Genomic DNA, 23125 nt, shown 5'->3' on the forward strand with positions numbered 1-23125 from the left:
AACACATTCACATGCACATGCACTCAGACTATTTGCCAATAAATAGCGGAGTCTGTGTTGTGTTTAGCCAATGTAGAAAAAAGGAGTGATAGTCATTGTCCATTGCCAAATTGAATGATTTAATCGATCATGAAAAATTCAACCACCATTATCAAGCATTATATGACCTCCAGACGCTCACTACCATTGGTTATAAGGCTTATTTACAAACAAACGTTTTCAAGAATTTAGATATTCTTTTTGATAAAGTAAGCAATAGTTCACGCTTTTTCGAACTAGAAATACGTTCGCTTAGAAAGGCATTATATGAATATAACAAACTTTCTGTTGAAAAGAAGTTATTCCTCAATGTCTACCCGTTAAACCTGATACATGCAGGTATGATTCAGTATTTGGATTTCTTTATCGAGAAGACTGATTTAACGCCAAGTCAACTTACGCTAGAGATCAAGGAAGTAGATATCAAAGAATGTTCTTCCATGATGACAGATACCATTCAAACCTTACAGCAGCACGGCTATCAAATCGCTCTGGATAACGTTGGTAAACAGGTATCATCGATTCAAGCCGTATTAGAACTTAATCCTGATTATGTAAAAATGGATCGGTTTTTCGCTAAGGATCTTGCTACAGCTGTAGAAAAACAAGAAATGATTCGTTCTATTGTCACATACTGTATGCATACTAATACACAACTTATCTTAAAAGGTGTAGAAATACCTGAAGATCTCGATATGGCCAAGTCTATGGGAATCTCCATTATTCAAGGTGACTTACTGGCTCGCCCTGAACCATTCTCTGTTGTGAAAAAGTATGAATTAAAACAAGAAGGCAATATTGCAAGTAATGAATAAAAAATAGCTGCAACCAATAAACTGGATTGATTCTCATGTTTTCTTGCAGTTTTATTTTCCCTTTTACTTTCTTATGCAGCTGCCTAGCGTCAATTGTAACTTATCAAATCTTACTTCTCCGCTGACTTCCTAGATCTTCCCTCTTTGCAGAACGAATGGCGGCCTGTTTTCAATAACCATATACTATTTACTGCGTCCCTTCGGAAGAAGAAAATTGTATCATTTTCATAGATGGAAAAATAGCCCCCATGCCTGTAACGTGATATGATAAAGTTATCTATGGATAAGGAGCAAACAATCATGTTAAACAAAGCTATACTTGATAAGCGGCTAAATCGCATCATTCATTTATATGACAACCTGGATGACCTGATTGAATCACTTCCAGTTAAGCTTCCTGATGGAGCGAAAAGCAAGGTGAAGCAACTGATTTTCAGCAATAAAGAGATTAACGAAACCATCGCGAATCTAAAGGAAAGACGGCCGCCACGCCTGATTTTAGTTGGAAGAACAGGTGTTGGAAAAAGCAGTTTGATTAATGCTATTTTTGGGAAATATATTGCAAAGACAAGCCCGGTAGCAATCGGTACCAATCAGTTGGAACGATATAATTATGAGGCAGATGGTGATGTTTTATTTGAGGTCATTGATACACGAGGAATTGCTGAATCCTCTACAAACCAAAACACTAGTGCTGAAGAGGATTTCACCAAAGCGGTACAAGCATTTGATCCAGATGCCGTGCTGTTTCTGTCTGATGCTACCCAGCGTGCACGCATGGATGAAGATGTTGCCTATATCAAAAAAGTATACCAAGATATCGGTTTTGAAATTCCATTAGTAACTGTACTCACCCATGTCGATAATTTAGAGCCTGCCCGCATTAAAGAACCCGATCAATACACCGAATCCAAATTGCGTAATATTCGCGAAAAGAAACAGCAAATGGAGGACCTATTACAAGAATTACAGGTAAAAACCTCTAAAGTGATTCCTGTTTCAACCTATATTGAATGGGACAGGCCTGATCCCCATTTGCTCAGCCGAGAAGAACAAGAGACACTCACCATTGATTTTGACGGCAGATACAATATCGAGGAATTGCTGGATTTTTTGGAACACAATATCGATTTTCGCGCTGCCATCCATCTGATGATGTCTACGAGGATCGATAAAGCTGTGAAAAGAATATCCAAACTGATTATCGAAGCATTCGCAATCGCCAGTACAGCAATTGCCCTGACACCAATTCCTGTCAGCGATATGGCCGTACTAGTGCCATTACAGCTAATCCTGGTTATCTTTATCGCCTATCTCAGTGGAGCAGATGTTGATAAAGACAGTGCAAAAGAATTTCTTTTAAGCATTGGCGGGGTGGGTATCTTAGGCTATGGATTGCGAACTCTTGCCCAACAAGGCAGTAAATTTCTCAATCTCGTCTTACCAGGATCAGGCAGTGCTGTCAGCAGTACGATTGCCTTTTCTGGAACCTATGCCATTGGAAAGGCCGCACAGGCTTACTATATTGATAAGAAAAGTAAAAATGAGCTAGAAGCAATTATGAAAGAAGCTAGTGAAGAAGCGAAGAAAAAAGCACCTGAATAAACGATTTGTTTCGCGCCACATTGACACCGTTTTGTTGATGTGGTGTTTTTTTGTGATTAGTTCCTTTAAAAAACGGTTATATGTATGATAAAGGAGGGTGAGAAAATGCCTTGGGACACGACTGATTATCCCGCTTCATTTAAAAACTTGGAAACAGCTGTTAGAAAAAAGGCGATTGATATCGCCAATGCTATGATAGAAGATGGTTATAAGGAAGGACAAGCCATTCCAATTGCAACAGAACAAGCAAAAAAATGGTATGACAGCGCCTCAGAGCATGAACGGAATCAAGTGGTACAAATGAGTGATTAGGAGTTACGCCAAACAGATGGTAACCGGTCGGACAGCCGACCTGAGCTATTAGAAAAAGGAGCACATGTGATTCCTCATAAAGATGGCTGGGCCGTTAAAACTCAGGATGCCAAACAGGCTTCTGGTGTGTTCAAAACAAAAGAAGAAGCGATCAAACGTGCCGAAGAGATTGCGGAAAATAAACAAACCGCTGTTATTATCCATAAGCAGGATGGGACGATACAGCGGAAAATAGATAAAAACAGCTAGCTTTAACCAGGATAATGCCGTAACAATTTGCAGCATCTGATTAGCTTGGGCTATTATAGCCTAAGCCAACTGTAAATAAAATAAGGCTGGGACAAAAATTTCATAAAAATTTGTCCAGCCTATTTTTGTTTATTCAAAAATCATCGTCAAAGAATTCGGTAAAAAGGCCTATTAGTTCGGTTCACAACGCCTGCATTAACACGCCCTTGTACGTCGAAGACCAAGGTGACACAGGTTTGGTCAGCAAACATGTACAGAAGTTCCACTATTGCCAACTCTAAACCAAAAATATAACAAGATTACTTCTGTATACAGAAATTAAAAAACACAGGACTACCCTGCGTTTTTATTTATTCCATATATTTTTCCACTTTTTCTATAGTTTGAAATTCATCAATATGATCAAACTGCCGAATACACCGCTAAACAGAAGCAGACCTCTGTCATTATCCATAGCATGGATGAAACGATACAGGGGAGGGTTGATAAACGGCTTTACTGTTATTAGCGTAACAACTGCAATACCATCTGCGGCATTTGATTAGCTTGGGCTAGCATAGCTTGAGCCACTTGTGCCAAGATATTGTGTTTGGCATATAACATCATTTCTTTAGCGATATCTGCGTCGCGAATTCGTGATTCAGCTGCACTAAGGTTGATCACTGAGTTCTCTAAGTTATTAATTGTATGACCTAAACGATTTTGCATAGCACCTAAATAAGCCCGTTTAGAAGAAGCCTTTTTTATAGCTTCATCCAAAGTATCAATTGCATCATTTGCCCCTGATTGCGTAGTCAGGTCAATATCTTCGATGCCAAGACCTGCTGCCGTCACATCGCCAATCGAAACTTCAATATAATCCCCTGAATTAGCTCCTACTTGCAGACGTTTGTCAGTGAAAGAACCTTCTAATAAAGGCTGGGTATTGAATTGGGTTTTACCTCCTATTCGAGTTAGCTCTTCACGCAGCATATTTATTTCATCCTGCATAGACTTACGTTCTGAGTCACTATAGGTTCCATTGGCTGCTTGTACACTTAATTCCCGCATACGCTGTAAGATGGCATGACTTTCATTTACCGCTCCTTCTGCCGTCTGTAACAATGATATGCCATCTTTTGTATTACGGATCGCCATATTCATCCCGCGAATTTGCGCCCGCATTCGTTCCGAAATCGCTAAACCAGCCGGATCATCCGCCGCACTGTTAATCCGTTTTCCACTCGCTATACGCAGCATCGATTTTTGTGCTAACGCATAATGCCTGTTCATATGATGGTAGATAGACATAGCCATACTAATATCATTGATTCTCATCCAATCACCTCCTATTAGTAAATACGGCCTATTTTATATTATATCGGTTCGAAAGTACTTATAGTTAAATGGTTTATAGTGCATATTCAAAAAATTCGCTAAAAAGGCTCATTATCGGTTAAGTTCGCAACGTCCTAGGACTGCGATTAATCGCCCCACTAAAAAGAATTGTTGCAACACCGGTGCTAGCACATCATGTACGTCGCTAGTTCATGACGGGCAAACTTTAAATCGGTTATGATAAAATAGAAATGTAAATCACTCTTTGCAAAAAAACTAACGCATTTCACATGCTTATGCATTAATGAATTGCGTTAGTTTAGATTGTCATAATCACACGCCCCCTTATTCTTCCATTAACAGCTCAAAGCTTAAAGGTTCTCCCTTTTTAACCGATCGAACCACTTTTTTCCCCATTACTAAATCAAAATATTTAGTGGGTAAACCTGTGCCGGGGCGTATGGCTCGGACATTTTCTTTAGAAAGCTTCTCACCTGCCTGCATATCTTTGGTAATATACAGGGATCTTCTATGTTTTAATGACGCCACTTCATCGTTTACTGGACCATAGTGGATAACTCCAAGACTTTGCCATGCCCTTGTTGTTTCTTCCTTCAGCTGTTTTAACTCCTGTGGTTCCATGGAAAAGGCTGCATCCACTCCCCCTTCTGCCCTTGACAGAGTAAAATGCTTTTCGATGACTGCTGCCCCTAAAGCGACACCAGCCACGGCCACTCCAACACCCATCGTATGGTCAGACAGACCAACTTGGCATTGGAAAAGCTCCTGCATATGCGGCATCGTCCGCAAGTTCGTATTCTCAGGACTGGCAGGGTATGTACTGGTACATGTCAGTAAGATTAAATTCTGACATCCTGCCTCTTTAGCTGCTGTAACGGCCTCATCCAGTTCACTAGCTGTCGCCATTCCAGTTGAGATAATAAGTGGTTTTCCTGTTTGTGCAGCCTTCTTGATCAATGGTATATCCACATTTTCAAAAGAAGCAATCTTATAAGCCGGCACCTCTAATTTTTCTAAGAAATCAACTGCTGTTTCATCAAACGGCGAGCTAAAAGCTATTAATCCCAGCTCTTTACAACGGTCAAAAATCGGTTGATGCCACTCCCATGGTGTATAAGCCTCTTCATATAAATGGTATAAAGAGTTCCCCTGCCACAAACTATTTTCGTCCTCAATATAAAAATCTCCTGAACTAATATCTAATGTCATTGTATCAGGGGTATAAGTTTGCAGCTTAATAGCGTCAGCACCTGCTTCTGCAGCTGCCTCTACAATGGCTAATGCTCGGTCTAATGATTGATTATGATTGCCAGACATTTCTGCAATAATAAACGGTTCCTGATCTTTTCCTATAAGTCTGCCTGCAATGTTAATGGTCACTTCTCTCGGCTCCCTTCTGCAATTAACGTAAGAATTTCTTTGGCAAGTGACACTTCTTCAAGTTTATCTTGTTTAAAAAAACGTGCTAAGTTTCGCTTAATTTGGTTAACCGGCATTGGATCATCTGCTATTTTTCGTAAACAGTTTTGATAATCCTCGACTGTCACTTGCTGATGACAGCCTAGATACATAATCAGATTTTGCTGTTCTGCGTCCAAAACAGCTTGCTTTTGGTTTTCAGCGACAGCTGTCACTGCACTAGGCAGTAATAAATATCCCCTTTCCCACATAGCCATACCGCCAGCTCCAAAAGCAAAATCAGCTCCCCTGATCAGTCGTGCCATATAATCTATTTGTACATGTAATGTTGCTGAAGTTTCTAAACACAGCTGCCTAATACTGTTTAGCTTAGGATTGCTTGCTCCAATGACTACATCAACCTGAAAATTCAGTCCCAATTTTGTATTTTTTAGGGCTCGCAATATCTTTTCCGTCTCGTTTGTCGGGTCACTGCCGCCAAAAAAAATAAGTAATTTCTTCACTGCTTCTGTCTGATACAGCTTGGTATCTGCTTGGTAAAATTCTGGCCGTAATAACAAATACTTGGGCCCTAGTAATAATTGACAAGTTGCAGGCACCAATTGAGCATAGCGCTGTTGATAATTCGTATAGTAATTTTGATCAAGGAGAATATGACAAGCATGCTCGCGATTAGCTAAATCATCGATTACCATCAGCTTTTGTACAGACATTGCGGCTTGTTCTTCCCAAGCTTTCGCTATTTGGTAATGATCTACAATTAATAAATCCACCTTCCGAAACAAAGCGGCAATAATCGCTTGAGTGGCACTCGCATCCGATTTTTCTGTAAATGAATTGGCTTGATCGATAACATACACTGGATAGCCTTTCTCTTCGACGAACTCACGCATATCCCCTGGCAGTTTTCTCATGATAAAGCAACAATCTGCCCCAGCAGCTGCAAGCTGGTCTGCTAATGTCAGACATCTTTGAATATGACCGCTGCCTATTTCGGTAGATGCGTCTGCTCTAAAAACAATCTGCAACACTAGCACCTTCTTTCTGCTGTTCTTATTCTATTGAACAGGTTTTTGCTTAATATGGGCATTAAGCTTTGCTATTTCAGGATGATCTAATAAGAAATGGACTACTTTTTCTGTGCAGACTAGTTTATCTTGGAAATGGTCTGCTATTTGCTTCATGACCTGATAATCTGCTTCTGTATCTAAGGTAATTCGCAACTCTGGCTGACATAGATACTTTGGTGCATGATAAATGGCTGATTGGAATAACTCTGGATATTCATACGCAAAATAGGTAACATGTTCACGGTGCCTTGGCTCATGCCCATGTTGATATATATATTCCAAGCTTCGATAGGCAAAGGCTTCTGCGATCAACCCTCTAGCTAAGTTACCTTCTACCTTGATATAATCCTTATCTGTCCGCTGGATTTGATCAATCAATTCACCAGCTGTCTGATAATCAACAAAGGGACAGTCAGCGGTCACACGAACCACATAATCCGGCTGATAGATTTGAGCACAATGAAAGTATCTTGCTAACACATCTGTCTCCGAACCGCGAAAACAGAGAACATCATGCTCTCTGCACCATGCTTCGACTTGGTCGTCTGTCTGCAAATCAGATGTTGCCACCACGACTTGATCTGCTTGTTTTATCTGTTTGCAGCGTGAAACCACATAGTCTAGTACACTGGAATCTCCGAGTGGCTTCAGAATCTTTCCGGGTAAACGGGAAGATCCCATCCGTGCCTGGATAATAATCATTGTCTTCATTGGATTATTGCCCTCCTTTTTCAAGAATAAGGTCTTGAGGATAGCGAATTAATTGCAGTTCACCCTTAACAGGGTTGAATTGCAAGGCAGTTATTTCCTGCCCGCAGATGACTTCTTGTAAAAACCAATAAAAGCTATCAAGTCCTGCTGCAATGCTTAATGTAGAAGCACCGCCAAATCTAGGATTACATTCAATAAAAGCGATCTCTCCTTCACTGTTTTCCAAAGCCTGAAGCACAATATGGCCATAAAAACCGTTTTTCCCGCTGAATCGCTTGGCCGCTTCTGCTAATACAGGATGTTCTGTCACAGTCGACATTTGTGATTCACCTTGCACCACATAGTCTCGACTCCTCACAACTGTTCCTACTACTTCTTGATGTTTATTAACATACATATCTATGGTAAATTCTTTCCCTTGAAAATAAGGTTGAAAAATAGGATGTTCTAATTCTTCAGCGATTTCTTTAGCTGTATCCCTATCCACTCGCAGTCCCATATTCATCGATCCTGAACCATAGCGGTCCTTCACGACATAATAAGCTGCTTGAATATCCTCGATATCAACAGCTGTTTCAATTACTGGCAGATGACGCTCTCGTAAATCATGAAAGAAGGCCCACTTATCCCTCATTTTTGTGATGGTATCTAGGCTTGAAATCATCACATGGATATTATTTTCTTCTAAACGCTGCTTGTATGCTGCAAAGTAGCTAAGCTCCCCATCTCGTGTCGGAATGATGGCCCTAATATCGTGCTGCTGACAATATTGGATCAGATAATCTATCGATAGGTCTTTTAAAAAAGGAACCTGCCAAAACACATCTACAAAATGTCTGCCAATCGTGTTGCTGTTCACATCACAGCCGAATAACTTTGAATCAGAGTCAATACTTAATACAGCTTTTTTGACAGCTTGTAATAACGGTATTTTCTTGGATATGCTTGTAACTAGTACATTCATCTATGTTCCCTGCCTATCTATTAATTCGGTTAATGCATGTATTTCCCAATCGGCTTCATAAGCTTTGTCTAATCTAGTATTCATATGATCGCCAATGGAGCGAACGATTCTGACTGTTTCCATTCCTAACTTTCTCGCTGTTATAAAATCTTTGTGTGGATTATCACCAACATAGATACATTGCTCCGGTAGTTTGTCCAATTGTTTAAGCGCCAGCTGGTACGGGGCTTTGTTCGGCTTCCAGCATGCTGATCCGCCCAAGTCATCTGAAACCACAATAGCCTCGATACGATCCACTAACTGTAAGGCCTTAATCTTATTCCATTGGGTGATGGATGTTCCATCTGTTATCAAGCCAAGCGGTAATTTGCGCATATTGGCATCATCTAAAAATTGCACAGCATCATCATACAGTTGAATCGATGGTGTATGAAATCGGTAGACTTGGACAAGCTCAGCAATGTCTATATCATCGATATGGAAAAAGGCACAAGTTAAATCAAAAACTTGTCCTCTTCCTCGTTCTTGCCAATAGGCTATTAACTGGTTATAGATGTGATTTGGAGTAAACTCACTATGCCCCGCTATATAATGAGCAACAGCTTCAAAACCAGAACGCACATAATCATGCTCACAATACAGTGTATCATCAAGGTCTAATATGATGGTTTTATTTATCATGGGAAACCTCACTCTGGCGGTAGTGCTGACCCGCTGTTATCTTTTCTCTTAATGGTCTCTCTGTTAAACGGAGATGGTCTAGTTGTTGATTAGCTATGCAACTAAGATTGTGCTGGGCATCCATATACTCAGGCTCTATTTGCAGCACTTGCTCAAGAATTAGTTTGGCTTGTTCTACATCCTTTTGGTGTAATATAAGAAGAACTGCAAAATTATTGAGTACCGCTGGATTAGCAGACTCTGTTTTCAATTGTTTAAAGATGTGAAAGCTTTCTTCCCATTTTTGCAGTTTAATATAACAAGAAGCTAATAAAAAGGAACCTTCTGCTGTTAAATGATCTCCAGTCAATAGATCGATAGCTGTACTATACTCCTGCCTCCATAGATATGCGGCCGCAATTGCTTCCTTAACTTCTATTTCCGAATGCTGCTGGAATAATCTGTTCATTAGTTTTTCTAAATCTATTTTTACCATTATATTGGCGATAGCTTGTTGTGCCTTGCTTGTATCGCCTGATAAATTAGTGGAATGAATACGGTAGTTTGTCAGCTGCTCTGGTATAATGTCGAATGTATATCCTTTTCTAAATAGACGGAAAAAAAGCTCAAAATCTTCCGCACTGGCAAGACTCGTATCAAAATATAAATCTTCCGTTTTTTTGAGCAGAACCAAGCTACTCCAGAAATGGTTTCTTTTCAAGGAATGCAGAATTACATTGGCATTATTGACATCCTTTGGATAGCCTTTTGTTCGATGGAGAGCCTCTCCTCGTGTGCCAATCATTTGGCAATCATTAAAAACTAAATCGACCTCACTGCTCAGCAGAGTGTAATAGGCTGTTTCCAATCTTCTCGGATCTTGAATATCATCTGCATCAGCAAACATAATAATATCTGCTTTGGCATAGTTTAAACCTGTATTTCTCGCCTGAGCCGCCCCCATATTATCTTCATGTTGAATAAATACAATCCTATTGGGAGCATCGTTTATTTTCTCTTTAATAATAGAAGCTGTTTGATCGATACTGCCGTCATCCACCACAATTAATTCAAAATCAGAGAATGTCTGATTTAATATACTTTCAATCGCTTCTCCAATAAACAATTCACTATTATAAGCAGGCATAATAACAGATACCTTAACCAATCCTGTCACCTTCTCTCTTTACTTACCCCACCCTGTAGAAGCTGATCAATAAAATCCCATGTTCTCTCAGCAGCTTTATTATCTTGATAGTGATGGAATACCTTAGTTAATTCTCTCCTCCGTTGTTTAAAACGATCTTCCTTGTAAATAGCATTTATCATAGCATATTGCAAGCTGTCCAAACTCGAAACAATCTCACCTGCCAGCCAGTATTCCATTGGATTTAATAAAAAACCTCTGTCCGAGCTATACTTTTCCAAGTCAGGTGTAAAAAAGACAACTGGCCTGTCCAACAACAAATAGTCAAAATACACCGATGAATAATCTGTTATTAACAGGTCCGCAGCTCCCAATAGTTCATACAAATCCACCTGTGCCTGTTCTAAATCTTCTTCAAGCAAGGTATATATATGACTGTATTGCTTTTTTAGTTTCGCTTCTTCTGGATGCTGTTTGATACACAAGATAAAATCATGCCTGCTTAGAAATTGATTGAAAGCTTCCAATTCTTTCGTTTCTAGCTGAGAAATAAGCTGGGAACTCTCACCGTTGCTTTCTCCATAAACATTCTTTCTATAGGTTGGCATATAAAAAATAACTTTTTGATCGGCAATATCCTGCCGCAATATGGTTTTCAACTTTATCTTGCTTGTATCGGCAAATAAAAAATCATTACGGGGATAGCCAAGTATTTTATACTTAGCCCCAGTGACACCAAAGCAGGCATTAAATAAGGTACTAACTGTCTGAGAAGATGATCCAATATAATCTAATTTTGACCATGCTATATGATTGGCTTCTGCATTTTGATATGGATAATTACTCATGTAAGAAATACCTTTTAAAGGAATACCATGCCATAGCTGAATATTTATTTGATCCACTGCACACCTGTAATCATGTGTAGCTATCATGAGATAGCTTGTTATAAGATCATAATAATAGCTTGGAGTTAACTTTCCCTTATGCAGTACAGATACCTCATATGTATCCGATATACTCTTAGGTATATGTTTGCTTAAACAAAATGTATTGGAACCTGAATAGTTCTGCACTAATAAACATATTTTGTTTTTGTTGATAGAAAAATCATCGATATGGTAATAATCGAAAAAGGAGACATGATGTTTTTCATGTGTAATAGTAAACACCCCAAATGATTTTATTCCCATCTTGATAAGCTGTTTGGCAATTTCAATATCATAGGTACTGGAAATAATAATGCATATATCGTTCATTTTACATGCCTCAGCTGGACTGATTATCTGATGATCACAAAAAAATGTCCCTTGCTTTTCCTTGCTGTTATCGATAAAATAGTTAATTTCGTATTTTGAATTCAACTGCTGAAAGGCTATTTCCCCTAGTTGAGATGCACCAAATAAACATACCCTTTTTTTCATCATCTAATTATCCTTTACTAGTCATAATATATTTCATAAGAATACATTGTAGATTCTATCAAGATGGCTGCACTTCACCCCATACTCCATTCACACAAGATAAAAAAAGTGTTGTTGTGGTATAAATCCTTGTTTTATTAGGTTCTGTTCTGCAAATTCCTTTCCTGGTGAAGTGGCAATAAAACAATAATCAAACTTCATTTTTGCAGCCTTTGCTGGTGAATACACTTTATACTTCAAATAATCGCCTTGTTTGTAACTATCAATAAAACCAAGGCAATCACCATTTGTCAATCTTTCTTGAAGTATTTGCAATGCAACCTCTCCGCCAGTACCAGCCCCCCAAATCATGTAAGAATAATTGGTTGAAATAAAATGATCCCTAAGGAAATCTAGCCTGATATTGATTAGATCCTTTAACAATTTATTATTTTTGATGTTCTTTTTTACTACAGAATCTTTATGGATTCTATACTGAAGTAATTCTTCTTGCAGGTTTTGTATGATGAATCCTTCTTTTATTCCTCTCATCCAAAGATCATAGTCTTCCGCCAATTTATATGTTGATCGATATCCATGCATCATCTGAATAAATGATCTTTTCATCATAACAGATGGATGACAAATTAAGTTCTCTCTTAAAAAGTCATTTTGGAGAGATTCCTTCGATACTTCTGTTCCATACCTTGTCTGAATTTTTCTTTTTTCTTCGGAATGTGCATCTCCAATTGGAATAATTCTTGTTCCCAGCACATCTACTTCAGGGTGATTTTCAAGATAATCTATTTGCATTTCAAATCTGGATGCAGAGGATATATCATCCGCATCCATTCTTGCTATATATGTACTATCAGATAAAGCAATTGCCTCATTTAATGAATACGAAACTCCCTTATTGTGTCTATCGATCACCTTAATTCTCTGGTCTACCCTCTCATATTTCTTTATCACACAAGAGGAATCGTCTGTTGATCCATCATTAATTATATAAAAGTCAAAATCCGAAAATGTTTGTGCTAAAATACTTTCAATGCTTTCCGCTAAATATTCAGCTGCGTTATATACAGGCATCACAACAGATAAGACCGACACTTTTATTCACCGCCTTTGCGTTACAATTATGGAAATTAGAGATAAAGGAATCACCTATTCTGTAAAAGCAAATCTTCTACTCGTTCCCAAATACGTTCCGACGCCTTCCCATCTTTGAAAGCATGAAAATCATCTAACAGCTCCATTCTTTCCTCCGCATATAGATGTTTATCCGTTAGTAAATTCAAGATTTCCTGCTGGAGATTGGTTTGATCAAATACTTTTGGACCAGGTGTATACTTCTCATACGGCCAAAGGGATAATCCCCGTGTATTCTGATATTCTTCTAGATCAACAGGTGTAAATATAATCGGCCGCTTCAATAATAGGTAATCAATATAAATAGATGAATAATCTGTAATCAAGAGATCCGCTGCATTCAAGATTTCATATAAATCAAGATCTTTCTCGAACAACATTTGATCATCAAGAAAGTGAATATGGTCGCTCTCTATATTCTTATAGCAGTTCTCTTCTAATGGGTGCAGCTTCGTAATAAAAGTGATATTTGAACCTTCTAAAAAAGCAATAAAATAGTCTATATTAAAGTCAGCAAAACCGAAGATGTTGTCAGTCGCTTTATTCCCTGAATTTTCTTTTAGTATTGGAGATTTTCGATAAGTTGGCATATAAAATACAATTTTTTTAGTGTTATCATCTGGAATTCGGATTAATTCAGCTAATAGTTCCAATCCATTCGATGAAAATAGCAAATCATTTCTTGGTAAACCCGTCATCATAAATTTATCATTAGGTACAGAAAAACATTCACCAATGATTGTATTATACAAATCTGAATAAGAGGCAACTTTATCAAACATATCCCAATTCTCTTCTCGTGCAGCTGCTTTAGACTTGGAACCTAAACCTTTTAATGGGAAGCCATGCCATAACTGAATAAAGATATTTTCGTCTGTCTTAAAATCCGGCGACCTTACATCAAAGATAAGCAGCTTATTTTGAATAATTTCCTTAAAAAAGTGATAACCTTGAAAAAAATTATTGGATTGACATAATGTAATATGAAATTGCTTTTTAATTCTATCCGGCATTAATTTATGTAAAGCTAAAATATTAGAGCCTGAGTTGGAAGTCGTTACTAAACAAATATTTTTTTGCTTCACTTGTTCAGTAATCTTGTTGTCAAAGGAATATTCCGTAACTTGATACGTTTTTGACACTGGATCTTTATCATAAATACCAAATTGTCTTATGCCAAGTGAGATTAATTGTTCCGCAATTTCTAATGTATAGGTACTTGTGATAATGACTAGCACTTCCAGCTGTTTGATTAATTCGGATGGAGATATAATCTCAATGCCTGACAATTTAGTATGTTTTTTACTCAAATCATTATCACAGAAAAACAAAACATTATAATCATTAATAAGGTCTTTTAAAGCTTTATTACCTAATGCAGAAGCTCCAAAAAGAATAACATCCTTCAAATGACTACCTCCCTAGTCTGAAATAGCTTCATGATGTATCGCTATTTCTAAAACAAATAATTTAGTCTAAAAACCGCCATAATTTCTCAGATGAGCTGCCGTCATAAGTAGAATAATAATAAGTCAAGGTCTTTTTGCGCAGTTCAGCATAGTGATCTTCTCCATTAATAATTTGACTGATGGCCAACTGTAATTCTGTTTGTGTTCTGCATTTCATTCCTGGTGTTACCTTATCATAATCTAATTGAAGATTTTGCTCGGCATTAGAACCGCCATTAAAATCCTCACAGTAAAAAATGATTGGTTTATTAAAAATTAAAAAATCAGTATAAATAGAGGAATAGTCCGTTATCAATATGTCTATTTTATTTAATAATGGATAAATATCCATCGATTTATCGTATTCTATTATATTATCATATTCATTGGCTGTTTCTTTTTTTGTAAGTGGATGATTTTTAATAATAACAAGAAGCTTGTTCTCCTTACAAAACTGAGATAAGGAGTCACAATTAACAGATGGTAAACTGCTGGAAAAACGCCAAGTTGGTGAATATAATAAAATCTTATACCCTTTTTCTTTATATCTCTCTACCAATAATAACGTCTGTTCATCACTATCTATTTTATGTAATTTGCTGGGTGTTTGAAAAAATATATCATTTCTTGGCTGACCATTGATAAAAATTTGCTGATAGTTAAACATTGCTGCCTTTTGCTCTACCTGCGCTTCCGAACTCAACACTAACAGCTGATAAACTGGATTTTCCATAATAATTCTTCTATATAGTTTATAAAGCCCTATCTTTTCTCTTTCCATTTGAATAGGATTCAGTTTCCCTACTTTTTTTAAGCCAACACCATGCCATAACTGAACTTTAAAGCTATTGTATACAATATGGGGCTTAAAATAAGAACCCCATTCATTACTATCTACTACTACATATTTCGATCTTAATAAGATCCAAAAGCCTTTTAAACCGGGGTATTTGATCGGTGCCAGTCTTGCTTCTACAAGTCTTTCATATAATAAGTCATTTTCACATAAATAAAATGATTGAAAGTTAGTTTTCCCTTGTTTCTGTAAGTTATGTAAATAGAGATAAAAATACTTAGTATTATCAGCAAATCTTTCTTTGTTTCTCGGTATAAACGTTACTATATCCTTTTTAGGTATAATAATGGAAAGGGGGATAAAAAATAACCAGCCTACAATAAAGCGGTATACGAGCCCTTTCAAGAAAAATCTAACTGGTTTTTCTATTTTAAACGACACTCTCTCACCTAAATTCTCTCTATCTATAATTAAATAGCTGTTTCATTTAAGTCTAAACTACTTTATTACCCATACACTCCGAAAGTAAAATAATTACCCGTAACATATGTAGAACAGTAATGCACTCACCTTTTAGTCAAATATTACCAAAATTATCGAGGAACTCACTATTTTTTGTAAAGTACTGCATATTTTCTTTTATCTTCTCATCATCCCAATCCCACCATGCTATTTTATTTAACTTAGCTATTTCTGACGGAGAAAAGCGGTAACGAATGACTTTTGCTGGTACACCAGCTACAATTGCGTAATCAGGCACATCCTTGGTAACTACCGCTCCAGCCCCTATTATCGCGCCATTTCCAATTTTAATAGATGGCAGTAATAATACCTTTTTGCCAATCCATACATCATTACCTATAATAATTTTCTCATTATCTCTAACTGCTTCTATTACATCCTCATCGTGATCCAAAAGCGGTGGAACTGATTCTTCTCCATGAATCAACCGGTTATAGAAAAAGGGATGTGTGCTGATATATTGAGTAGGGTGATTGGGTCCTGCAATTTCTACTGTATTATTTATCGAACAAAAAGCTCCAATACTCTGTAATAAATTCGAGTGGGCCTTACACAATCTTTCATAGCCGTAACTATATTTACCTACTCGTACACCTTGCACAATTCTAGTCTGTCTTGTCGATTCATCCGGGATTGGATGCAGTAATGCACAAAAATGTTTTCCTTCTTCCAGCCTGTAGTCTTCCCGTAACTGTGTTCCAATTTCTTGATAATAAGAACTGGCAATTAAAATAAATATCTCTTGTTTATTCTCTTTCTCTAACTGTTTTGGGTTATATACAAGCTTATTTAGATGTCTATCTCCCCATCGCTCTTCATTATTGTCCAGGAAATAATAGATATCCAGTCCATATTGCGCTAAATTTGGAATAAGCAAATAACTTCCTTCTCCAGTTCCAAAAACAATGATTTTCTTGTTTGCTAACACTGTGTGAAATTTTTCAATCATCTGTTTAAATCTTCTTGTAACTGACATAGCACTTCACCCTTTTAAAAGCTGGTATTTATTATAATCGTGAACTGTATCAATTTCATACCAATATTCTTCACCTATTTCAAATGTGCAAAAGGATAAGCCTTCTTGTATTAGTTTGTTGATAATTTCATGCCACATGTAATTTGTTGTACTCATTTTATCTACGTAATAACAAAAACGCTCTCTGACCGCCAAACCCTTTAAAATGACAAATCCAGTCGAAACGCCATCTATCTCATCTAATGTAATATTTTTGCTAGCATATTGTATATTTTGATTTAAAATAGTTACCTTCACTTCATCTTGTTGATATAATTCCTTTTTACTGTAATACAATCCTGTATTCGTTTGTTCCTTCAAATGATTATAGAACATGGGGTCATATAATGTATCTCCGTTGATGATGACACAATCTTCTTCCTTTATAGTTCGTTCTATTTGGGACAATGAAGAGATTGGCCCATTCTCCCGATACATATCATTAAAAACAGTGTTTATGTTAGCGGTCTGGTATTTAGCAAGACACTGATCAATCATGTGAGACTTATATCCTGTGATAACAGTTATCTGATCAAAACATTGTGAGGCAAGAGCATGGTTTATATTGTGTTCTAATATGGTCATGCCGTTAGTACCTATTGTTATTAAAGGTTTTGGAATATGTTTAGTCATGGCTTTTAGACGCTTTCCCTTCCCAGCTGCTAGTATAAATAAATTCATATCCAGCTCCCCTTCCTCCTCTTATCAGCAGACACTACGAAAATCAATTATCCATGATATGATGAAAAGATCTATCATTATATAGATTTAGTTGAGTATGTGATGTACAGCAGTAATTACATCTTGGACATCCTTTTCAGCCATAGAGGGGAATAAAGGCAATGTAATAATGGTTTGGTAGACTTCTTCTGCCACCGGACATAAACCTTTTTCATATCCCAATTGCTGATAATAAGGCTGAAAGTAAACAGGTATGTAGTGTACATTGACACCAATATTATTATCGAGAAATGCATTAAAAATTTCCCTACGGTCAAATTTCGTGCTGTCTATACGCAAAATATACAGATGCCAGCTGGAAACTGTATTTGAAGATTGAACGGGAATCTGCACACCTGTTATATCTCGGAAAGATTGATTATACAATTCTATAATTTGTTTCCTTTTGCTAATAAATTCATCTAATTTATTTAGCTGTGACCTTCCCAGTGCTGCTTGGATATCTGACATACGATAATTAAAACCTAAAAATTGCATTTCATAATACCATGGACCATGATCATTTTCCAACTGTTCCCGGCTTCTGGTAATACCATGTGAGCGAAATTGAATTAATTTCTGATAATAATCTTCACTATTTGTAGTAATAATACCGCCTTCACCTGACGTAATATGTTTAACTGGATGGAAACTAAACATAGTCATATCACTAATAGACCCCACTCTTTCACCACGATAAACTGCACCAAGGGCATGGGCAGCATCCTCAATTACGACAAGGTTATGACGGCGTGCTATTTCACAAATCTGCTCTAATTCTGCCGGCTGTCCAGTAAAATCAACTGGTATAATTGCTGTTGTGCGCTTTGTAATATGTTTTTCTATTTGAACCGGGTCAATATTATACGTTTGTGGATCAATATCGGCAAAAATTGGCACCCCTTGTTGGTATAGTACACAATTGGCACTAGCTACAAAAGTCAGCGGAGAAGTAATGACTTCATCGCCTTTACCTATACCAGCTGCAAAACAAGCACCATGCAGAGCTGCTGTACCATTAGAAAAAGCGACTGCATATTTGGCACCCACATAATCCGCAACTGCTTGTTCAAAATGAACTACTTCCGGACCAGTCGTTACATAATCACTCGTTAATACATCGATAACAGCTTGAATATCCTTGTCATCAATCTTTTGTCTGCCATAGGGTAAAAAAGTATCTCTTATTGGTTGTGATGACATAGCCATTTCTCCTATCTATGGGTAAATCAACGATTGTTAATCAATTAATTGTTTTAATTCTTCTGTGGTTAACCAATCATTATTTTTATCGCTGCTATAGCTGAAATTTAGCGGAAGTGTTTTGCCATCCTCTGCATTTCTTTGACTCCACCAATTGAATTCAGGCTGGATCATGTAATAATTGGAGAACTCGACTGTGTGTCTGGCATCATCCTCTGTGATCATCACCTCATGCAATTTCTCACCAGCACGTATGCCAACAAATTCAAGTTCACATTCCGGAGCAATCGCTTTGGCTAGATCCATAACAGACATGCTTGGAATCTTGGGAACAAAAATTTCGCCGCCTTGCATTCTATTAAAAGTATCTAATACAAATTGCACTCCTTGATCAAGTGTTATCCAGAAACGTGTCATTCTTTCATCTGTGATCGGCAGTTTACCAGTGGCCTTTACTTTTTTAAAGAAAGGAACCACACTGCCCCTGCTGCCGACTACATTCCCATACCTTACAACAGCAAAACAAGTCTTCTTATCCCCTGCATAAGAGTTCCCAGCCACAAACAACTTATCAGAAGCAAGCTTGGTCGCTCCGTACAAATTAACTGGTGCAGCTGCTTTATCTGTGCTTAATGCCACAACTTTTTCCACCTGTTTATCTATTGCCGCTTCAATGATATTTTGAGCACCATTAATATTGGTTTTCACTGCTTCGAAAGGGTTATATTCACAAGCCTCTACATGCTTCATAGCAGCCGCATGAACAACATAATGAACACCCTCAAAAGCACGATATAACCGTTCTATATCACGTACATCACCAATAAAAAAGCGCAAGCGATCATCCTTAAATTCTTGTTTCATTTCATATTGCTTTAATTCATCACGGCTAAAAATAATTACTTTTTTGATGTTCGTTTCTAATATTTTTTCGGTGAATTTTCTACCAAATGAGCCTGTTCCTCCTGTTATAAGTATCGTTTTGTTGTCAAATTGCATCTGGTTAACCTCTCTTTAGTTAAATTAGTTATGTTGCCGTTCATTTTCACGCATTTCTAATAGAGGACGATAGCCACTATTTGGAGAAGCAATATCAACGGAAGAAAGATCAGTAAGTACATATTTCTTTTCAAAGTTTCTTCTCATCGCCTTATTATCTTCTAGTCTCGTTAAAGTCCAAGAGCCAATCCTGCCTGTAAGCTCTTTTTTTCCACCATTCCACCATTCTTCCTGATTACCGTAATGGGAGAACAATTGCAATTCATTCAAATATCGATCCCACTCATTCTCTGTATCACCTTCATAGTGACCGCCTGTCATTAATCGTACCTTGCCAGCCTGTCCATCGCTTAGTTTAAACTCTATTCCCTCTTCCGTCGCAACACCCGCTTTTTCTAAATTTATCCATGAAATATGACGCTGTATATTGCGGTCAGCTATTAATAGCTGTTTCTCTTCATCGACCATGATAAAATAGAAGTCACCATTCGGATTTTCTGTAGATTCAGGTGGAATAAAATCAGATGTTGACCGCCCTATATGCTGTAATGTACCAGCCTTATTAAACGTTGCTTGATAGTGACATCTGATTCGTTTGCCAAGCCTTAATTCACTTATTTCCGTTACTTCATCTATATGATAAACACGAGCTTCTTTGTTTATCTCAATTCCATTGAAAACAAATGTTTTTGGATCATGAACTATTATTTCGACATCATATAGCTTATTTTCTAACTGATTCAGTTCATACACAGTTTGGTTATAATCACAAACAAAGGCCGGTGTCCTTTTATAGTCTTTGGTAGAAAAGGAGTATGCTTCTCCATTCAAATGGATTTGAACATTCTCTGCAAAATCTCTTCGTTTTCCAGCTAGTACCTTTAAGTGCGTGCCCTTAAAGCGAAAGTGAATTTTGGCTGTTTCCCCTGTCGTATAATGATAAGAAACCACAGCTTCGCGAGATTTTACATCAGTTTTACAAACCCCTTTCTCCCATGGACCCTCATATAGGAAAACACCACAATCATTCCGCAAAACTTCTTCTTCACCTCCACACATTTTTTGGAAATTATCATTAAAAATCGGATCTAAATGATTATGTGCTGCAAGCACATTCTGCATATATTGTTCTATCGATTCTAGAGTCTTTTGAGACCTCACTCCACTATCCGATTCTAATTGATATTGTTGGAGCTGGCTTGCCAAAATTTCATAGTTTACTCTTAACACAGGAAACAAAAACAACTTAAAATATGTATTCTTTAACATTTCATTTATTTTTTTATCTAATTTGGTAAATCTTTTTCCAATGGAAGCACTATTGATCTTCTGTCGAATTTCTAGCAGTAATGTTTGTACATCATCAGAAACAGATAGAAATTTCTTAGCCTCGTTACTGATTGCCGTTATATCTTCTTGTAATGATAGTTGCTTTTTGTGGTGAGAATACGAATCAAACCAATGTTGTTCAACAACGTCTGGTGTTAATTTAGAGTGTACTACTTCTTCTAGTGGAATAAAAGGAGCTCCTTTTATATTGGCACCTGCTTTTGTTGTATTAATTACCTCAATGTCTTGATATTTCTCAATATAATCTTCTAAGCTTAACCTCATTTGGTTAAAGACAGAATGAGTTTGAATCTTGTTTCCATACACGTCTTCCACTTCCATTGCTTCTTCCATATCGCGCTCCTGTATTTCAGCTGAAGTTAATATCCCTCGTTTGATATCTTTGGCATAATATAAATTCTCTTTAAAAGCTAAATTTTGTCCTACTAATATAATCAAACCGACCTGTAACTTGGCGAAAATGTCAAAGGTAAACACTGCAACGGAGGGCGCGTCATCAATAATCGATTGAGCCTCCACATCTTTTATAAACACTGGTGTGACTGTATCTTGTGATGTCACTACATGTGTTTTTGGACCTTTATACTTCTGAATTGTCTCATAGCCGACGGTTGTACCATAAATCATTGGAATCGAGTTAATATCCTGTTCTAATAAAGGTTCAAACACCTTATAATTATGCAGCTGCGGATCGTATGTACAGACAGCATCAGGATGAAGACCATTGGCAAGCAGGCCTTTAATGGCCGAACCTACGGCGACGATGTAGGCTGATTGATTCGCTTTAATATATTTAAGATGTTCATACTCTTCTGCAAGTGATGGTCCAGCAGACACTAAAATAATCGGCTTACCTTTAAATACAGCTTGATAATGTTCCATAAAGTTCGGCGTCCCTAAGGTTGTTGGCAAGTTCATCAGACTATTGATTGTCCAGCGCTGTGAAAATAATATATTTGCTCGATTATTTAATTTAGTCGTTTGAATAAGCTGCTTAAAGACAGCTGAAAAATGATCAAAACTCTCCTGATAGATGCGCTGGTAACTAGGTAAGGTAATTAATAACACCTTGTTATATAATTCTTGACCAAATTGTTGTAAACAAGAGCTACCTGCTTGCTTATCCCATTCCAGCATCAAATGTTTCAAATTCCCTAACGGAAAATCTGTTAACTTTTGTTCTGCTAAAAAGTGATAGAAGATGTTCACATCTGGTTCATATATAGAGAATCGTTTGTCAGAGTATCGATCCATAATCATTTTGACATGATAACCAAATCCTAAGCCAAAGAAAAGAATATGATCGCAATCTTCTATCTCATTTGCATATTTACTCATCAGCCGTTCCGCTTCTTGGATAGGATCATATTTACTATGAAGTGTCATTTTTCTATTGGCTGCAGATACCTGTGGAATCCTGTTTCCATCCTTTGCTGAAATAATTTCTATATTGGAAGCTAACTTTGTTTTTTGATAAGCTTCTAATATAGCCGGATATTCTTTCTTCAAGTAACTTTTATTTTGGCTTAACATAATGGTTTACCTCTCTGTTCTATTCTTACTTCTTGCAGGGCGCTAGTTATTGATAGAATTTTCAATATGCTGTTTCAGTTGTTCTAAGACTGGCAACAATTCATACTGAATAATATCTGCTAATAATACCATATCTTTATTTTCTACAGCTTCTAATAATTCTGTCAGTTGCTGCTTTAATGTCTCCGTACTGGAAATATACTCTTTCCAATTGCTCACATATTGATTGTTTTGATCAACCAGCTGCATCATCTCGATCATCCACTGCAGTCCTTGCAGTAACTGGTCAAACTTCATCCATGCTGCTTCATCAGGGTGATTATAAAACTGTTCTGCTAATTCCTCTATTTCAGGTATTGCACGTGTAATATAATGATTAGTAGATAATAATGTTTCCTCTATTAATTCTTGGATAGATTTTAGAACTACTTCGATTTGGTCAAGATTGGAAATATGTTCTTTCATATATGTATCATGTTGCTCAAATACTTCTACTCCATCAACCAATAAATGACTGAAATATTTGTTTGATTTTTCTATATGGGTATTGATTTCAGCAAAAAGCTGGTCTAGTACCTCCACATCATTTTCAAAATAATACCGTTTTTGTTCTATTAATAGCTGCATCCAAATGCCTCCAAAATAAATTATAGTC

The 23125-nt window shown here is 37.1% G+C and carries 19 protein-coding genes and 1 pseudogene; 3 read left to right on the plus strand and 17 right to left on the minus strand.

Going from position 1 to position 23125, the window contains the following annotated elements:
* The first annotated feature begins 95 nt into the window (after window positions 1-95).
* The 3 genes and pseudogenes from JOD18_RS05120 to JOD18_RS05130 all read left to right on the plus strand — a co-directional run bounded on the left by JOD18_RS05120 (window position 96) and on the right by JOD18_RS05130 (window position 3020).
* Window positions 96-854 carry an EAL domain-containing protein gene (locus JOD18_RS05120; protein WP_204667865.1) on the plus strand — a complete coding sequence of 253 codons (759 nt, stop codon included), beginning with the start codon at window positions 96-98 and terminating at the stop codon, window positions 852-854.
* A gap of 300 nt (window positions 855-1154) precedes the next feature.
* Window positions 1155-2459 (plus strand): GTPase, encoded by a 1305-nt coding sequence (locus JOD18_RS05125; RefSeq protein ID WP_204667866.1) that lies wholly within the window; start codon window positions 1155-1157, stop codon window positions 2457-2459.
* Window positions 2460-2564: 105 nt separating this feature from the next.
* A pseudogene (locus JOD18_RS05130) lies at window positions 2565-3020 on the plus strand (DUF2188 domain-containing protein).
* 504 nt (window positions 3021-3524) lie between these two features.
* Here JOD18_RS05130 and JOD18_RS05135 read toward each other — a convergent pair.
* The 17 genes from JOD18_RS05135 to JOD18_RS05215 form a co-directional block, all read right to left on the minus strand.
* Window positions 3525-4337 carry a flagellin N-terminal helical domain-containing protein gene (locus tag JOD18_RS05135; RefSeq protein WP_204667867.1) on the minus strand — a complete coding sequence of 271 codons (813 nt, stop codon included), beginning with the start codon at window positions 4335-4337 and terminating at the stop codon, window positions 3525-3527.
* Between the two features lie 345 nt (window positions 4338-4682).
* Window positions 4683-5738 (minus strand): pseudaminic acid synthase, encoded by a 1056-nt coding sequence (gene pseI / locus JOD18_RS05140; protein WP_204667868.1) that lies wholly within the window; start codon window positions 5736-5738, stop codon window positions 4683-4685.
* Window positions 5735-6805 carry a UDP-2,4-diacetamido-2,4,6-trideoxy-beta-L-altropyranose hydrolase gene (gene pseG / locus JOD18_RS05145; protein WP_204667869.1) on the minus strand — a complete coding sequence of 357 codons (1071 nt, stop codon included), beginning with the start codon at window positions 6803-6805 and terminating at the stop codon, window positions 5735-5737. The genes pseI and pseG overlap by 4 nt, the downstream gene beginning before the upstream one ends.
* 30 nt (window positions 6806-6835) lie before the next feature.
* Window positions 6836-7558 carry a cytidylyltransferase domain-containing protein gene (locus JOD18_RS05150; RefSeq protein ID WP_204667870.1) on the minus strand — a complete coding sequence of 241 codons (723 nt, stop codon included), beginning with the start codon at window positions 7556-7558 and terminating at the stop codon, window positions 6836-6838.
* 4 nt (window positions 7559-7562) lie between these two features.
* Window positions 7563-8522 carry an ATP-grasp domain-containing protein gene (locus JOD18_RS05155; RefSeq protein ID WP_204667871.1) on the minus strand — a complete coding sequence of 320 codons (960 nt, stop codon included), beginning with the start codon at window positions 8520-8522 and terminating at the stop codon, window positions 7563-7565.
* Window positions 8523-9203, minus strand: a complete 681-nt coding sequence (locus tag JOD18_RS05160) for an HAD family hydrolase (RefSeq protein ID WP_204667872.1) — start codon at window positions 9201-9203, stop codon at window positions 8523-8525.
* Window positions 9193-10350, minus strand: a complete 1158-nt coding sequence (locus tag JOD18_RS05165; RefSeq protein WP_204667873.1) for a glycosyltransferase family 2 protein — start codon at window positions 10348-10350, stop codon at window positions 9193-9195. The genes JOD18_RS05160 and JOD18_RS05165 overlap by 11 nt, the downstream gene beginning before the upstream one ends.
* A 5-nt stretch (window positions 10351-10355) precedes the next feature.
* Complete coding sequence (locus tag JOD18_RS05170) at window positions 10356-11756, minus strand: CDP-glycerol glycerophosphotransferase family protein (protein ID WP_204667874.1); 1401 nt, start codon at window positions 11754-11756, stop codon at window positions 10356-10358.
* Window positions 11757-11843: 87 nt separating this feature from the next.
* The gene (locus tag JOD18_RS05175) at window positions 11844-12824 is read right to left on the minus strand and encodes a glycosyltransferase (protein ID WP_239587935.1); all 981 of its coding nucleotides are present in this window, start codon (window positions 12822-12824) and stop codon (window positions 11844-11846) included.
* A 71-nt stretch (window positions 12825-12895) separates the two neighbouring features.
* Entirely contained in the window at window positions 12896-14293 is a 1398-nt protein-coding gene (locus JOD18_RS05180) for a CDP-glycerol glycerophosphotransferase family protein (RefSeq protein WP_204667876.1), read from the minus strand.
* Window positions 14294-14354: 61 nt separating this feature from the next.
* On the minus strand, window positions 14355-15569 hold the full coding sequence (locus tag JOD18_RS05185; RefSeq protein ID WP_204667877.1) for a CDP-glycerol glycerophosphotransferase family protein: 1215 nt from the start codon (window positions 15567-15569) through the stop codon (window positions 14355-14357).
* Window positions 15570-15705: 136 nt separating this feature from the next.
* Entirely contained in the window at window positions 15706-16626 is a 921-nt protein-coding gene (locus tag JOD18_RS05190) for a CatB-related O-acetyltransferase (protein ID WP_239587925.1), read from the minus strand.
* 6 nt (window positions 16627-16632) lie between these two features.
* Complete coding sequence (locus JOD18_RS05195; protein ID WP_204667878.1) at window positions 16633-17346, minus strand: phosphocholine cytidylyltransferase family protein; 714 nt, start codon at window positions 17344-17346, stop codon at window positions 16633-16635.
* Between the two features lie 87 nt (window positions 17347-17433).
* Window positions 17434-18588, minus strand: a complete 1155-nt coding sequence (gene pseC / locus JOD18_RS05200; protein ID WP_204667879.1) for a UDP-4-amino-4,6-dideoxy-N-acetyl-beta-L-altrosamine transaminase — start codon at window positions 18586-18588, stop codon at window positions 17434-17436.
* Window positions 18589-18624: 36 nt separating this feature from the next.
* Complete coding sequence (gene pseB, locus JOD18_RS05205; protein ID WP_204667880.1) at window positions 18625-19587, minus strand: UDP-N-acetylglucosamine 4,6-dehydratase (inverting); 963 nt, start codon at window positions 19585-19587, stop codon at window positions 18625-18627.
* Window positions 19588-19611: 24 nt separating this feature from the next.
* Complete coding sequence (locus JOD18_RS05210; RefSeq protein ID WP_204667881.1) at window positions 19612-22470, minus strand: motility associated factor glycosyltransferase family protein; 2859 nt, start codon at window positions 22468-22470, stop codon at window positions 19612-19614.
* A gap of 42 nt (window positions 22471-22512) precedes the next feature.
* Window positions 22513-23097: a DUF8042 domain-containing protein gene (locus JOD18_RS05215; RefSeq protein ID WP_204667882.1), complete on the minus strand. Its 585-nt coding sequence runs from the start codon at window positions 23095-23097 to the stop codon at window positions 22513-22515.
* Window positions 23098-23125 lie beyond the last annotated feature (28 nt).

Origin of the sequence: Gracilibacillus alcaliphilus, assembly GCF_016909015.1 — a bacterium.
GTDB lineage: Bacteria > Bacillota > Bacilli > Bacillales > Amphibacillaceae > Gracilibacillus > Gracilibacillus alcaliphilus.

Bases quoted from the DNA above. Each gene is read 5' to 3' on its own strand.
- JOD18_RS05125 (WP_204667866.1), top strand. From the start codon at position 1,155: ATGTTAAACAAAGCTATACTTGATAAGCGGCTAAATCGCATCATTCAT.
- JOD18_RS05135 (WP_204667867.1), bottom strand. From the start codon at position 4,337: ATGAGAATCAATGATATTAGTATGGCTATGTCTATCTACCATCATATG.
- JOD18_RS05150 (WP_204667870.1), bottom strand. From the start codon at position 7,558: ATGAAGACAATGATTATTATCCAGGCACGGATGGGATCTTCCCGTTTA.
- JOD18_RS05155 (WP_204667871.1), bottom strand. From the start codon at position 8,522: ATGAATGTACTAGTTACAAGCATATCCAAGAAAATACCGTTATTACAA.
- JOD18_RS05160 (WP_204667872.1), bottom strand. From the start codon at position 9,203: ATGATAAATAAAACCATCATATTAGACCTTGATGATACACTGTATTGT.
- JOD18_RS05170 (WP_204667874.1), bottom strand. From the start codon at position 11,756: ATGATGAAAAAAAGGGTATGTTTATTTGGTGCATCTCAACTAGGGGAA.
- JOD18_RS05175 (WP_239587935.1), bottom strand. From the start codon at position 12,824: ATGCCTGTATATAACGCAGCTGAATATTTAGCGGAAAGCATTGAAAGT.
- JOD18_RS05190 (WP_239587925.1), bottom strand. From the start codon at position 16,626: ATGTCAGTTACAAGAAGATTTAAACAGATGATTGAAAAATTTCACACA.
- JOD18_RS05195 (WP_204667878.1), bottom strand. From the start codon at position 17,346: ATGAATTTATTTATACTAGCAGCTGGGAAGGGAAAGCGTCTAAAAGCC.
- pseC (WP_204667879.1), bottom strand. From the start codon at position 18,588: ATGTCATCACAACCAATAAGAGATACTTTTTTACCCTATGGCAGACAA.
- pseB (WP_204667880.1), bottom strand. From the start codon at position 19,587: ATGCAATTTGACAACAAAACGATACTTATAACAGGAGGAACAGGCTCA.
- JOD18_RS05210 (WP_204667881.1), bottom strand. From the start codon at position 22,470: ATGTTAAGCCAAAATAAAAGTTACTTGAAGAAAGAATATCCGGCTATA.
- JOD18_RS05215 (WP_204667882.1), bottom strand. From the start codon at position 23,097: ATGCAGCTATTAATAGAACAAAAACGGTATTATTTTGAAAATGATGTG.